The organism is Geomonas sp. (genome assembly GCF_056994735.1).
In genome coordinates this window covers 51,026-63,610 of the sequence record NZ_JBXKJL010000096.1, presented here as the reverse complement: position 1 = coordinate 63,610, position 12,585 = coordinate 51,026, and the positions used below count along the sequence as shown (strand labels likewise).

The 12,585-nt window shown below is 60.1% G+C and carries 10 protein-coding genes; 3 read left to right on the top strand and 7 right to left on the bottom strand.

Annotated elements, in window-relative coordinates; genetic code table 11:
• Both AC11W3_RS04415 and serA read left to right on the top strand, forming a co-directional pair.
• A partial coding sequence (locus AC11W3_RS04415; RefSeq protein ID WP_484092563.1) for a phosphoribosylanthranilate isomerase occupies positions 1–222 on the top strand: 222 nt, incomplete at its 5' end.
• Positions 223–397: 175 nt separating this feature from the next.
• Positions 398–2,020 (top strand): phosphoglycerate dehydrogenase, encoded by a 1,623-nt coding sequence (serA, locus tag AC11W3_RS04410; RefSeq protein WP_484090298.1) that lies wholly within the window; start codon positions 398–400, stop codon positions 2,018–2,020.
• Between the two features lie 375 nt (positions 2,021–2,395).
• Here the strand turns inward: serA and AC11W3_RS04405 are convergent, their stop codons facing one another.
• The 4 genes from AC11W3_RS04405 to AC11W3_RS04390 form a co-directional block, all read right to left on the bottom strand.
• Positions 2,396–3,460, bottom strand: a complete 1,065-nt coding sequence (locus AC11W3_RS04405; RefSeq protein ID WP_484092562.1) for a 3-deoxy-7-phosphoheptulonate synthase — start codon at positions 3,458–3,460, stop codon at positions 2,396–2,398.
• 141 nt (positions 3,461–3,601) lie between these two features.
• Positions 3,602–4,210: an isochorismatase family protein gene (locus tag AC11W3_RS04400; protein ID WP_484090296.1), complete on the bottom strand. Its 609-nt coding sequence runs from the start codon at positions 4,208–4,210 to the stop codon at positions 3,602–3,604.
• Positions 4,211–4,337: 127 nt separating this feature from the next.
• Positions 4,338–5,765 carry a nicotinate phosphoribosyltransferase gene (locus AC11W3_RS04395; protein ID WP_484092561.1) on the bottom strand — a complete coding sequence of 476 codons (1,428 nt, stop codon included), beginning with the start codon at positions 5,763–5,765 and terminating at the stop codon, positions 4,338–4,340.
• Complete coding sequence (locus tag AC11W3_RS04390; protein ID WP_484090294.1) at positions 5,762–6,349, bottom strand: tetratricopeptide repeat protein; 588 nt, start codon at positions 6,347–6,349, stop codon at positions 5,762–5,764. Before AC11W3_RS04390 ends, AC11W3_RS04395 begins: the two co-directional genes overlap by 4 nt.
• Before the next feature lie 132 nt (positions 6,350–6,481).
• On the opposite strand from AC11W3_RS04390, the gene AC11W3_RS04385 reads away from it, so the two are divergent.
• Positions 6,482–7,318 carry an NAD-dependent epimerase/dehydratase family protein gene (locus tag AC11W3_RS04385; protein WP_484090293.1) on the top strand — a complete coding sequence of 279 codons (837 nt, stop codon included), beginning with the start codon at positions 6,482–6,484 and terminating at the stop codon, positions 7,316–7,318.
• Between the two features lie 273 nt (positions 7,319–7,591).
• On the opposite strand, the gene pfkA is transcribed toward AC11W3_RS04385, so the two are convergent.
• The 3 genes from pfkA to AC11W3_RS04370 form a co-directional block, all read right to left on the bottom strand.
• Positions 7,592–8,551 carry a 6-phosphofructokinase gene (pfkA, locus tag AC11W3_RS04380; protein WP_484090292.1) on the bottom strand — a complete coding sequence of 320 codons (960 nt, stop codon included), beginning with the start codon at positions 8,549–8,551 and terminating at the stop codon, positions 7,592–7,594.
• Positions 8,552–8,673: 122 nt separating this feature from the next.
• Positions 8,674–9,927 carry a replication-associated recombination protein A gene (locus AC11W3_RS04375; protein ID WP_484090307.1) on the bottom strand — a complete coding sequence of 418 codons (1,254 nt, stop codon included), beginning with the start codon at positions 9,925–9,927 and terminating at the stop codon, positions 8,674–8,676.
• 51 nt (positions 9,928–9,978) lie between these two features.
• Complete coding sequence (locus AC11W3_RS04370; RefSeq protein ID WP_484090306.1) at positions 9,979–12,477, bottom strand: glycogen/starch/alpha-glucan phosphorylase; 2,499 nt, start codon at positions 12,475–12,477, stop codon at positions 9,979–9,981.
• Positions 12,478–12,585 lie beyond the last annotated feature (108 nt).

Genomic DNA, 12,585 nt, shown 5'->3' with positions numbered 1-12,585 from the left:
GGCGAGTGCTTCGATTGGGACTGCGCGGTTGCCGCAAAGGAGAAGGGTACCATCATCCTGGCCGGCGGCCTAAACCCTGACAATGTCGCCGCTGCCGTAGCCAAAGTGAGACCGTATGGTGTCGACGTGTCCAGCGGTGTCGAGTTCGCGCCTGGACGAAAGGACGCCGAGAAAGTCCGTAGCTTCATAAAGGCGTGTAAAGGCGTGAAAGGTGAAGGGTGAAGGGTGAAGGGTGAATCTGGTCACCGGGGAATTCACTTTCATAAAAAACCGGCAGCCTTGAATCAGTCTTAAATATTGATTTGCCAATATAAACGCAGGACATAGCAAGTAGTTTCGTAGAACGAAGAACTGGTCAGCAGGAAGTCGCAGGAAATCTTTTGACAAAGGAGTGGCAATGAAGATTATCGTAACCGATGAGGTGGCTCAGGAAGGACTGGCTATTTTGCAGCACGACCCGCGTGTGCAACTTGACGTAAGGCTGGGACTGAAGAAGGAAGAGCTCTACTCGATCATTGGGGATTACGACGTTATCATCACCAGAAGCGGCACCACGGTTGATAAGCCGCTGCTCGACGCCGGAAAGAACCTTAAGATGGTCGCTCGCGCCGGAGTCGGCGTCGACAATGTCGATGTTGATTACGCCAGCGCCAAAGGTGTCATCGTAGTAAACGCGCCTTTCGGCAACACCAACTCAGCAGCCGAGCACGCCATGGCGCTGCTCCTTTCTTTCTGCCGTAACATCACCAAGGCAAACGACTCCCTGAAAAGCGGCGCCTGGAAACGCGCTCCTTTCACCGGCTACGAGCTGAAGGGCAGGACCGCCGGCGTCATCGGCCTCGGTAAGGTCGGCGGCCGCGTCGCCACCCGCCTCAAGGCTTTTGAATGCGAAGTCCTCGCCTGTGACCCCTACATCGCCGAGAAGAGGGCGCTCGACTTGGGCGTAAAGCTGGTAACCCTCGACGAACTGATCCGGGTCTGCGACATCATCACGGTCCACACTCCGCTCACCGAAGAGACCCGCAACATGATCGGGAAGAAAGAGCTCGCGGCGATGAAAGAGGGCGTCATCATCGTCAACGCGGCTCGCGGCGGCATCATCAACGAGGAGGCGATGCTCGAGGCTCTCGATTCCGGCAGGGTGGCAGGCGCCGGATTCGACGTCTGGAGCCAGGAGCCTCCCAATACGGAAGTGCTCAAGAAGCTGATCGCCCACGACAAGCTGGTCGTCACCCCGCACCTCGGCGCCAACACCTTCGAGGCGCAGGTCAACGTGGCGGTTGACGTCTCCCGTGAGATCCTCCATTACCTCGACGAACAGCCGATCGAGAACGCCATCAACATCCCGAGGTTCGACGCCTCCCTCATGGGCCAGATGCGTCCTTACCTGAACCTGGTGAACGTGCTTTCCGACTTCGTCATCCAGTTGGCCGAGACCAACCTCAACAAGATCACCTTCACCTACACCGGCAGCCTCGCTCAGTACGACTGCACGCCGATCACCGTCTGCGGTCTTGCCTCCCTGCTGAACCGTCGCGTCGAGCAGGACGTGAACATGGTCAATGCCCAGCTGGTCGCCCAGAACATGGGGATCGTGGTTGCCGAGGTTAAGTCGAGCCAGACCGAGGACTTCTCGAACCTGATCACCATAACCATCGAGGGCCCCGGCGAGAAGAGGCTGGTCTCCGGCACCCTGTTCGAGGGTGTTCCGCGCGTCGTGAAGCTGCGTGATTACCAGATGGACTTCAAGCCTGAAGAGCACATGCTGCTGTTGGCCTATGGAGACCGCCCCGGCATCATCGGGAAGATCGGCACCATCCTGGGCGAGCACGAGATCAACATTGCCTCCATGAACCTCGGCAGGCGGGAAAAGAAGGGCGAGGCCATGGTCATCCTCTCCCTCGACTCCGCGGTGGCCCCCGACGTGGTGGAGAAGGTCCGTGTTGCCACCGAGGCGACCTTCATCAAGCCGCTTTACCTTGTGACCGCCAAGAACGGCCAAAAGGGTGGCGAAAACTAATTCCTGATTTAAAGATGGAATGTAAGAAAGGCCCCGGGCATGAGCTCGGGGCCTTTCTTATTCTGGAAAGCCAGCACACCCTTCGACAGGCTCAGGGTGAACGGCTGTTTTTCAAGATAGGTAGAGTAGTAACGGTTTGTGCTGAGCTTGTCGCAACACGTTTAGCGTAAGTTACCCTTGGTGTTGAGCTTGTCCGGATTAGTTTAGAGAGTAACCATTCGCGCTGAGCTTGTCCGATATACCTTCGAAGTGAGTACTCGTGCGTGCTGAGGTTGTCTGAAACCGGTTCAGCGTGAAAACCGTTCGTGCTGAGCTTGTCGAAGCACGCAAATACGGAATTGCAGCCATGATGGCACCCTGCGCCATTCCGCCTCTTTAGGAAATCTTCCTCCCGCCGCATGCCTTCAGCCTGGCGTGTGCCTCGCGTAGCGTCTTCTCGGTCGTTTCCCAGCTGATGCAGGCGTCGGTGATCGAGACGCCGTAGACCAGCTTCGAGAGGTCCTGCGGCAGCGGCTGGTTTCCATCCTTCAGGTAACTCTCGATCATCACGCCCGAGATGGAGCGGTTCCCTGCCGCGATCTGATCGATCACGCTGTTCATCACCGCCGGCTGGCGGTCGTATTTCTTCTCCGAGTTGCCGTGGCTGCAGTCGACCATGACGGTGGGGGTTAGGCCGGCCTTGGTCAGCATCTCCTCCGCCTTGGCGATATCCTCGGGGGCGAAGTTCGGCTTCTTTCCGCCGCGGAGCACCATGTGCACGTCGGGGTTCCCGTTTGTTTGGATGATGGAGCTCAGCCCGTCCCTGTTGATCCCCAGGAAGCTGTGGCTGTGGAGGGCGGCTTTCATGGCGTCTATCGCGATCTGGAGGTTGCCGTCGGTGCCGTTTTTGAACCCGACCGGGAAGGAGAGGCCGCTGGCCATTTCCCTGTGGGTCTGCGACTCGGTAGTCCTGGCCCCGATTGCCCCCCAGGAGAGGAGGTCAGCCAGGTACTCCGGGGTGATCGGATCGAGCATCTCGGTGGCGACCGGAAGCCCCATCTCGGTGATCTTGCAGAGGAGCCCGCGGGCGATTCCCAGCCCCTTGGAGATCAGGTGGGTGCCGTTCATGTCAGGGTCGTTGATGAGCCCTTTCCAGCCAACGGTGGTGCGGGGCTTCTCGAAATAGACGCGCATGATGAGGAGCAGCTCGTCGGAAACCTCCTTGGAGAGGGCGGCGAGGCGCTCGGCATATTCCAGCGCCCCTTTGGTGTCATGAATGGAGCACGGACCGACCACGACCATCAGCCTGCGGTCTTCGCCCCTGAGAATCCGGTTGATGGCCGCGCGGCTGTCGGTCACGCAGTTACCGGACTGCTCAGAAAAAGGAAACACCTGCCGGAGATCGGTAGGTGCGATGATAGGGGTGATGCTCTTGATCTTCAGGTTGTTGGTCTTAATCATGTCCAGGCTCCCGGGCTAGTGCATTTTAATGTGCCGTAATCTAGCGCGTTTAGCCTGCCGTGTCAAAAAGAAATGCCCTTTACCTGCTGAATTTTGAGGTCGTTACATTTTTGTATGGTGTTGTTGTATGACGAAGTGGTTTCATGAGAGCCCTGTGGCGAGGGCTGAGCTGATTGATTCGAGGGTCGAGAGGTCGGCACCGGCTGCGGCCATCTTGGCGACGGCCCTGTCGGAATCGCCGCGCTCCAGTTCCACCCCTCGTATGGCGTCCGTCAGGAGCGTCACCAGGAATCCCTCCTTGAGCGCCTCCAGCACGCTCTCCTTCACGCAGTAGTCGGTGGCGAGCCCTCCCACGTAAAGCCTGTCCAGGGCCAGACGGTGCAGCAGCATGGTGAAGGGAGTGCCGTTATCGGTGACGCCCTGCATCGCCGAGTAGCCGTTATCCCAGCGCGCGATCCCCTTCGAGATCACGATCGTTCCGTCAGGAAGGAGCAGTTCGGGGTGGAATTCCGCGCCCGGAGTCCCCTGGACGCAGTGCGAGGGCCAGCGCCCCCCATGTCCCCTGAAGTGCTGGCTATCAGCGGGATGCCAGTCCCTGGAGGCAAAGATGGCGCAGCTTCTCCTGGCGAAAAGCTGAAGATAACGGTTCAGGACCGGAATCACCATGTCCCCCCCGGGAACGGGGAGGGAGCCTCCCGGACAGAAGTCCCGCTGCACGTCGACAACCAGGAGCGCCGCTCTTCGTCTCATCACCCTAACTCCCGTGAATGGTGAAAGGTGAACCCCCGTGAAAGGTGAAAGGTGAAAGGTGAAAGGTGAAAGGTGAAAGGTGAAAGGTGAAGGTGGAAGGTGAAGGGTGAAGGGTGAAGGGTTCTCTCTAGCCCATCCTTTCCCGGATCTCGGTCAGCATTCTGAGCCTCAGTTCGTTGAGCCCTTCACTGATGGAGACTTTATAGATGTGGGGGTTGACCAGGCGGTGGCAGCCTTGGGGGAGGCGCCCGAGTTCCTCGGCGCACCGGTCCGCTGCGGTTTCGAGCGTAGGCGTAGGGGCCACCCTCATCCCCAGGGCCATCACTACATCGCGCAATTCCACGAACCTCGCCTCAGCCGGTATCCTCACATGCTGGAGAGGGTTTCCCGGATCGTAGACCGTGTCGCCAGGAGCCAAATCCTCACCGTAAAGGCAGATGACATCCTGGATGAAGCTTCCATCTGGCGAGACCGCCCGCAGCAACTTCTTCCGGTCGGGTAGGGTCGCCTTGGATACGTCGCTGGTTATCTTGAGCTTGGGCTCATCCCCCAACCGGACCAGCTTATAGACTCCTCCCAAGGCGCCGCCACCTTCTCCGGCGCAGGTCGCCAGCCGCGTGCCCACGCCGTAGATATCGACCTTGCCCCCCTCGGAGCGGATGGACTCGATCACGTATTCGTCCAGCTCATTTGAGGCCACTATCTTGACCCCGGTAAAACCCGCCGAATCGAGCGCGCCGCGTACCTGCCTGGAGAGATAGGCAAGGTCCCCCGAATCGATTCGGACTCCAACAAGGGCGTGGCCGCGACCTTTCAGCTCGGCCGCCACCGCGAGGGCGTTGGGGAGACCGCTCTTCAGGGTATCGTAGGTGTCGATCAGGAGAACGCAGCTGTCGGGAAAGATCTCGGCGTATCTGCGGAAGGCGGTCAGTTCATCCGGGAAGGCCATGATCCAGCTGTGGGCATGGGTACCCATGACCGGAATCCCGAAGGTCTTCCCCGCCAGGACGTTGCTGGTGCTGCGGACTCCGCCGACAAAGGCTGCCCGCGCCTCCGATAGACCCCCGTCCGGCCCCTGGGCCCGGCGGAGGCCGAACTCCAGCACGATTCCGCCACCGGCCGCGCCGTTGACCCGGGCAGCCTTGGTCGCCACCAAGGTCTGGAAATTGATGATGTTGAGCAGTGCCGTCTCGACGAACTGTGCCTCGGCGAGTCCTCCCTCCACCGTCAGCAGAGGCTCCCGGCCAAAGACGACGGTACCTTCCGCAGGGGCGGTGATTTTTCCCCTGAAACGGAAATGCTCCAGGTAAGAGAGGAAGTTGGGCCGGAAGATTTTGAGCCTTTCGAGGTAGGCCAGATCGTCTTCGCTGAAGGCCAGCCCTTCCAGGTAGGAGAGGGCTGGATCCAGTCCCGCGAATATCGCGTATCCTCCCTTGAATGGATTGGTTCTGAAGAAAAGGTCGAATACCGCCGGTTGCTCGTGCATCCCTTCTTCGAGGTAGCCGGCGAGCATGGTCAGCTCGTAGAGGTCGGTCAGCAGAGGCGAGTAGCTCACTTCTTCCCTCCCCCCTGGTCTGAGGCGTTGCGCGTGATCGCCTGCAGCAGTTTGTCGGCCAGATCAGGGTCCAGAATCTTGAGCGCCAGGTATTCAGCCTGTGCTTTCCCTGCGTCGTTCAGCGACAGGTAGGCGAGGCCCCGTTTGTAGAGGGCATTGGGGTTGTTTGGCCACAGGACGAGGAGGGATGTGTAGGCATCGATGGCTTCCTGGAACCGGTACGCTCTGAAGCAGACCTCCGCCAGGTTGGCGAAACCGAGCGCCAGCTTTGGATCGAGGCGGACCGATTTCCTCAGCGATACGATCGCCGTGTTGAAGTCACCGAGCAGGGCCTGGTCGGTTCCGAAGTTAAGCCAGGAAAGAGGATTGTCGGGTTGAATGGATATGCTCTTGGCAAAGGCCTCAGCCGCCTCACGGTATCGGCCTTCGGCGTTCATGGCGAGACCCGCCTGGAACCAGTCGTCGGCTTCGAGGTACTCCTCCTGCTCCAGGGGGGGCCGTGACAGCGGCTTAGGCTCAAGTGCCCCTGTCGTAAGTCCTGCCACTAGCAGGAGCATCAAGTATTTGCCTGGATGATGTTTCATTCCTTGGCCTCGCTGGATGAATAACTTTAGCACATGAGTCCAGTGTTGGCAGTGTCGGCGGGGTCTTTTTGCTGGAAGGTATCTGCCTAATCTGATAGATAGAAAGGATCAGCTTCTGGAAGGAGAGCATCAATGAACGATCTGCTTATCATCGGTTGCGGCGCCATCGGGGCGCGCATTGCCTCGCTGGCCGCGGGGACCAAGGTCTCGACGTTCAGCCGCGGTGAGGCCCGTGTTGGGGGAACGCATCATCTCAGCGGAAACCTCGACGACGTGGCAACACTCAAGGGGCTCCCGACCAGGGGCGCCGGCGTCATATATCTTGCGCCCCCGGTCGGGGGAGGGGTAGAGGAGACCCGGGTACGGAACTTCTGCTCGGCCATTCCGGCCGGTGAGGAGCCGGCGAAGCTGGTCTACATCAGCACCAGTGCCGTGTACGGGGACAGCGGCGGAGAAGTGGTCACCGAGGAGACGGAGCCAAACCCCCAGTCGACCCGGGGCAGGAGGCGTCTGCACGGGGAGCGGCTCTTTACCTGTTGGGGGAAGGAGCGGGGAGTCGAGATCGTGATCCTGCGGGTGACCGCGATTTACTCCGCGGACCGGTTGCCGGTAACGCAGCTTACCACGGGGCAGCCCGTTCTTCGCGAGGAGGAGTCACCTTTAACCAACAGGATCCATGCCGACGACCTTTCCCGTATCTGCCTCGCGGCACTCGAGCGCGGTAAGGACGGCGAGATCTTCAACGTAAGCGACGGCACCAGCATAACCATGACGGATTATTTCAACGCGGCCGCCGACCGCCTCGGTGTCCCGAGACCTCGTCAGGTGACCATGTCGGAGGCTAAGAAGATCATGACGCCGCTGATGATCTCCTATTTTTCGGAATCAAGGATCGTGGACAACTCGAAGATGCTGAAGGAGCTTGGCATCACTCTCTTGTATCCTAAAGGCGTGAATGGTGAATGGTGAAAGGTGAAAGGTGAAAGGTGAAAGGTGAAAGGTGAAAGGTGAAAGGTGAAAGGTGAAAGGTGAAAGGTGAAAGGTGAAAGAACGGCCTCTGTGACCGGTAATGCACGTAGGAGCGCCCTTCCAGGCGCGAACAGCCTCAGCGGGTTTGCGCCCGGAAGGGCGCTCCTACAAAGAGAACAGCCGCGGGTGCGGATACCCGTTGGAAGCAGCGATGAAAAAAAGGCTCCGGGCAGCAGTGCCGGGGCCTTCGCCTTTTCTACAGCTGGAGAGGTCTCAGATGCCGAGAATCAGTGACAGGTGGTGCAGTTCGTCGGCCTGCCTCTTCTCGCTGACCACCACGGTCTCGAGGAGGGTGGGGACGATGGCGTTGCAGCAAAGGCCAACCATCTTCCCTTTCTGTCCGGCCAGCAGGAGTTCGACTGCGGAGTGGCCAAGCCGGCTTCCCAGCAGGCGGTCGAAGACTGATGGCGCTCCGCCGCGCTGGTAGTGTCCAAGCACGGTAACCCTGGTCTCGAAGCCGATGACATCCTTGATGGTGTCCGCTATGTTCTGGGCCCGGCCCGCTCCTTCGGCGAGGATGATGATGGCGTTGCTGCGCCCCTCCTCGTAGCGATGGCGCAGCTGGTTGCAGAGATCCTCCATGTCCGGCTCAACCTCCGGAACGATGGCGTATTCGGCGCCGGTGGCTATGGCCGTCATGCTGGCCAGGTAGCCGGAGTTCCTGCCCATCACCTCTATGACAAAAGCGCGATCGTGAGAGCTGGCCGTGTCCTTGATGCAGTCGACGGCGTATATGATGTTGTTCAGGGCGGTGTCGACGCCGAGGGCCATGTCGGTGAAGGGGATGTCGTTATCGATGCTGGCGGGGATGCCGATCACCGGGACCCCCATGCGGTGGAGCGCCAGGGCTCCATTGAGGGAGCCGTCGCCTCCGATGATGATGAGCCCCTCGACCCCCATTTCTTCCAGGTGGCGCACCGCCTTCTCGCGCCCCAAGGCGGTCCGGAATTCATCGCTGCGGGCGGATTGCAGAAAGGTTCCGCCGCGGTGAAGGATTGCCGCCACGTCCTTTGTTTCCATGTCGATGTACTCAGGCTTCAGGAGCCCGACGTAGCCCTTTTTGAAGCCGACAACCTGCACGCCGTGCCCGAGTGCGGTACGGGTGGCGCTCCGGATGGCGGCGTTCATCCCGGAACAGTCACCGCCGCTGGTCAGTATCCCTATCTTCTTCATAACAGACTCCGGATGTTCGGTTTGCCGCGGATTCCCCTGAAATGCCAAGGCTTGCGGCCTGCTTGAATATATCACGGGTCGGTGCGTTTTCAACATCCCCCCGGGTCTAATGAACAGTCATCTCAACCCTTTTCCCTCTCCCCCTTGATCCACTCCATCCTGTCCTTGATGCTCTTCTCGTAGCCGCTCTCCCTCGGTTCGTAGAAGCGCCGGCCGGCGATCTCGTCCGGGAGATAGCCTTGGGCTACGTATCCCTTGTCGTAGTCGTGCGGGTAGCGGTAACCCTTGCCATAACCTATCTTCTTCATGAGCGAGGTCGGAGCGTTCCTGATATGCATCGGCACCGCCAGGGCGCCGCTCTGCCTGACCTCGTCCAGCGCCTGGTTTATCCCCATGTACGAGGCGTTGGATTTGGGCGCGGTGGCGAGGTAGGTGACCGCCTGCCCCAGAATGATCCTCCCCTCGGGCATCCCCACCAGTTGGAAGGCCTGCAGCGCCGACACCGCCATCTGCAGACCCCGCGGATCGGCGTTGCCGACGTCCTCGGAGGCGAAGATCACCATCCGCCTCAGGATGAAGATCGGGTCCTCACCGGACTCGATCATGCGCGCGAGCCAGTAGAGCGCCGCGTCGGGGTCGCTGCCGCGCATCGACTTGATGAAGGCGGAGATGACGTTGTAATGCTCCTCGCCCCCTTTGTCGTAGAGAAGCGGCTTCTTCTGCAACGCCTCCCGCGCCGTCTCCAGCGAAATGACCTCTCCGTGCCCCACGCGGGCCGCGGTCTCGAGGGTATTCAACGCCACCCGGGCGTCGCCTGCTGCCTGCTCGGCAATGAACCGCAGCGCCTCCGGCGCCGCCGTCAGCCCCGACTCGCCCAGGCCACGCGCCTTATCCTCAAGCGCGTTGGTGAGGATCTGGATCACCTCCTCGTCGGTCAGCGGGTTGAGCACCAGCACCTTGCAGCGGGATAAAAGCGGGGCGATGACCTCGAAGGAGGGGTTCTCGGTGGTGGCGCCGATCATGGTGAAGGTGCCGCGCTCGACGTAGGGGAGGAAAGCGTCCTGCTGGGACTTGTTGAAGCGGTGAATCTCGTCCACGAAGAGGATGGTCCGCTTCCCCTGGTACCTGAGGGTGTCCTCGGCCTCCTTGACCACCTCGCGGATCTCCTTGATCCCGCTCATGATGGCGGAGAAGAAGATGAAGTGGGACTTGGTGGCGTTGGCGATGATCTTGGCGAGGGTGGTCTTGCCGCTTCCCGGTGGACCCCAGAAGATCAGCGAGGTGAGACGGTCGGTCTCGATCAGGCGGCGCAGGAGCTTTCCCTCGCCCAGAATGTGGCCTTGACCAAGATATTCGGAAATGGTGCGTGGCCGCATCCTCTCGGCCAGTGGTGCGATTTCGGTACTATTAGTTGTGAAGAGATCCAATCAGTGCTCCAGTTCTGCGGCCCCAGGGCGGATATCGATCGGTTGGATGCCCCAGATCTCTTCAGCATACTCCTTGATGGTCCTGTCGCTGGAGAATTTCCCCATACCTGCCGCGTTGAGAATGGCCTGGCGCGCCCACTCGTCCTTCTGCAGGAAGAGTTCGCTGACCCTTTCCTGGCAGGCGACGTAGGAGGCGTAGTCGGCCAGCAGCATGTAATGGTCCCCCAGGTTCAAAAGCGAATCGGTGAGCGGGGTGAAGAGTTCGGGTGCGCCGGGCGAGAAGAAGCCGGAAGCGATCATGTCCAGCACCCGTTTGAGCTCGGGGTTGGCGTTGTAGTATTCTTTCGGATTGTAGCCGCGCTCCCTCAGCTCGGCTACGTCTGATGCGGTCAGTCCAAAGATGAAGATGTTTTCCCTGCCGACCTCCTCCATGATCTCTATGTTGGCGCCGTCGAGGGTCCCGATGGTCAGGGCGCCGTTGAGGGCGAACTTCATGTTCCCCGTGCCGGAGGCCTCGGTCCCGGCGGTGGAGATCTGTTCGGAGAGGTCGGAGGCCGGGAAGATGCCCTCGGCCAGGGTCACGCTGTAGTTGGCCAGGAAGATCACCTTGATACGGCCCGCCACGTCCGGGTCGCGGTTCACCACCGAGGCCACGGCGTTGATCAGCCTGATGATCAGCTTGGCTGCGGCATAGGCCGGCGCGGCTTTTCCGGCGAAGATGAAGGTGCGCGGGACGTAGTCGCCCCGCGGGTTGTCCTTGATCCGGTTGTACAGGGTGATGATGTGCAGCACGTTCAGAAGCTGGCGCTTGTACTCGTGCATCCTCTTCACCTGGACGTCGAACATCGAGTCGGGATCGACGTCGATCTCGTTGTGCTTGAGGATGTACTGGCGCAGGCACTCCTTGTTGGACCTCTTCACCTCCTGCCACTTCTCCCGGAATTCGACATTGTCGGCCAGCGGCCTGAGCTTCCTGTTCAGCTCGTAGAGATCGCGGGTCCAGGCGTCGCCTATGTATTCGTCGATCAGGTCGGCGAGGAGCGGGTTCGCCATCTTGAGCCAGCGTCTCTGGGTGATGCCGTTGGTCTTGTTGTTGAACCTCTCAGGATACATCTCGTAGAAGTCCCGGAACAGGTCCTTCTTGAGGATCTCAGAGTGCAGCGCCGCCACTCCGTTCACCGAATGGCTGCCGACGATGGCCAGGTGCGCCATGCGGATCTTCCGCTCCCAGTGCTCCTCGACGATCGACATCCGGGAGATCCGGTGCGGGTCGTCGGGGAAGCGGGCCTTGATCTCCTTGATGAAGTTGTCGTTGATGTCGTAGATGAGCTGCAGGTGCCGCGGCAGGATCTGCTCGAAGAACCACACCGGCCAGAGCTCGAGCGCCTCCGGCAGGATGGTGTGGTTGGTGTAGGCGAAGGTCTTGCGGGTGATTTCCCAGGCGTCTTCCCACTCCATGTTCTCCAGGTCGATCAGTACCCGCATCAGCTCCGGAATGGCCAGGGTGGGGTGGGTGTCGTTCAGCTGGATGGCCACCTTCTCGGGGAGAAGCTTCATGTCCTTGTGCATCTTCTTGAAGCGGTAGAGGACGTCATGGACCGTGGCCGAAGCGAGGAAGTATTCCTGCTTGAAGCGCAGCTCCTTCCCCTCGATGACGTTGTCGGCCGGATAGAGGACCTTGGAGATGGTCTCGGACTGCATCTTCTTCTCCACGGCACGGATGTAGTTCCCCTCGTTGAAGAACTTCAGGTCGAATTCGCGGCTGGACTTGGCGCTCCAAAGCCTCAGGGTGTTGACCGTCTCGGTCTGGTAGCCGGGGATCGGGGTGTCGTAGGCCATGGCCATGACGTCCTCCGTATCAACCCACTCCCGCACCAGCCTTCCGGTCTCCTTGTCCATGGTGGTGATCACCCGCCCGTAGAACTTGACCGTGTGCAGGTGCTCCTGCCGGTCGAGCTCCCAGGGGTTGCGGTAGCGCAGCCAGTTGTCGGGGATTTCGATCTGGTGGCCCTCGCTGATGGCCTGCCGGAAGATGCCGTACTCGTAGCGGATCCCGTAACCGTAGGCGGGGATCGACATGGTGGCCATGGAGTCGAGGAAGCAGGCGGCAAGCCGCCCGAGACCTCCGTTGCCCAGCCCCGCGTCCTGCTCCTCGTTGAGGATCTCGAAGAAGTCGCGCCCCAGCGAGTCGATGGCGTCCTTGAAATCGCCCCACACGCCGAGGTTGATCAGGCTGTTTCCCAGGGTCCTCCCCATGAGGAATTCCATGGAGATGTAATAGACCCTCTTGTTGTCCAGGTTGTAATACGCCTGCTGGGTGTCGAGCCAGCGCTCCACCAGGTGGTCCCGGACCGCATAGGCCAGGGCGTTGAAGCTGTCGTACTTGGTGGCCGAGTACTTGTCCTTGCCGAGAGTGTATTCCAGGTGCTCAAGGAAGGATTTGATGATGCTCATCTGCTTGTCGAGCTCTTCGCTGACGCCTATCATCTCTCCAGTCATGCCGGTTTCGTCAGTCATGCCGATTCCCTCTTCAGTCACCAGTCCTTCGGTCATGGTTCACCTGATTATTGGCGTGGTTTTGGTGCTGCGATGGTGTGTGAGTGCGGC

Bases quoted from the DNA above. Each gene is read 5' to 3' on its own strand.
- serA (WP_484090298.1), top strand. From the start codon at position 398: ATGAAGATTATCGTAACCGATGAGGTGGCTCAGGAAGGACTGGCTATT.
- AC11W3_RS04405 (WP_484092562.1), bottom strand. From the start codon at position 3,460: ATGATTAAGACCAACAACCTGAAGATCAAGAGCATCACCCCTATCATC.
- AC11W3_RS04400 (WP_484090296.1), bottom strand. From the start codon at position 4,210: ATGAGACGAAGAGCGGCGCTCCTGGTTGTCGACGTGCAGCGGGACTTC.
- AC11W3_RS04390 (WP_484090294.1), bottom strand. From the start codon at position 6,349: ATGAAACATCATCCAGGCAAATACTTGATGCTCCTGCTAGTGGCAGGA.
- AC11W3_RS04385 (WP_484090293.1), top strand. From the start codon at position 6,482: ATGAACGATCTGCTTATCATCGGTTGCGGCGCCATCGGGGCGCGCATT.
- pfkA (WP_484090292.1), bottom strand. From the start codon at position 8,551: ATGAAGAAGATAGGGATACTGACCAGCGGCGGTGACTGTTCCGGGATG.
- AC11W3_RS04375 (WP_484090307.1), bottom strand. From the start codon at position 9,927: ATGCGGCCACGCACCATTTCCGAATATCTTGGTCAAGGCCACATTCTG.
- AC11W3_RS04370 (WP_484090306.1), bottom strand. From the start codon at position 12,477: ATGACTGGAGAGATGATAGGCGTCAGCGAAGAGCTCGACAAGCAGATG.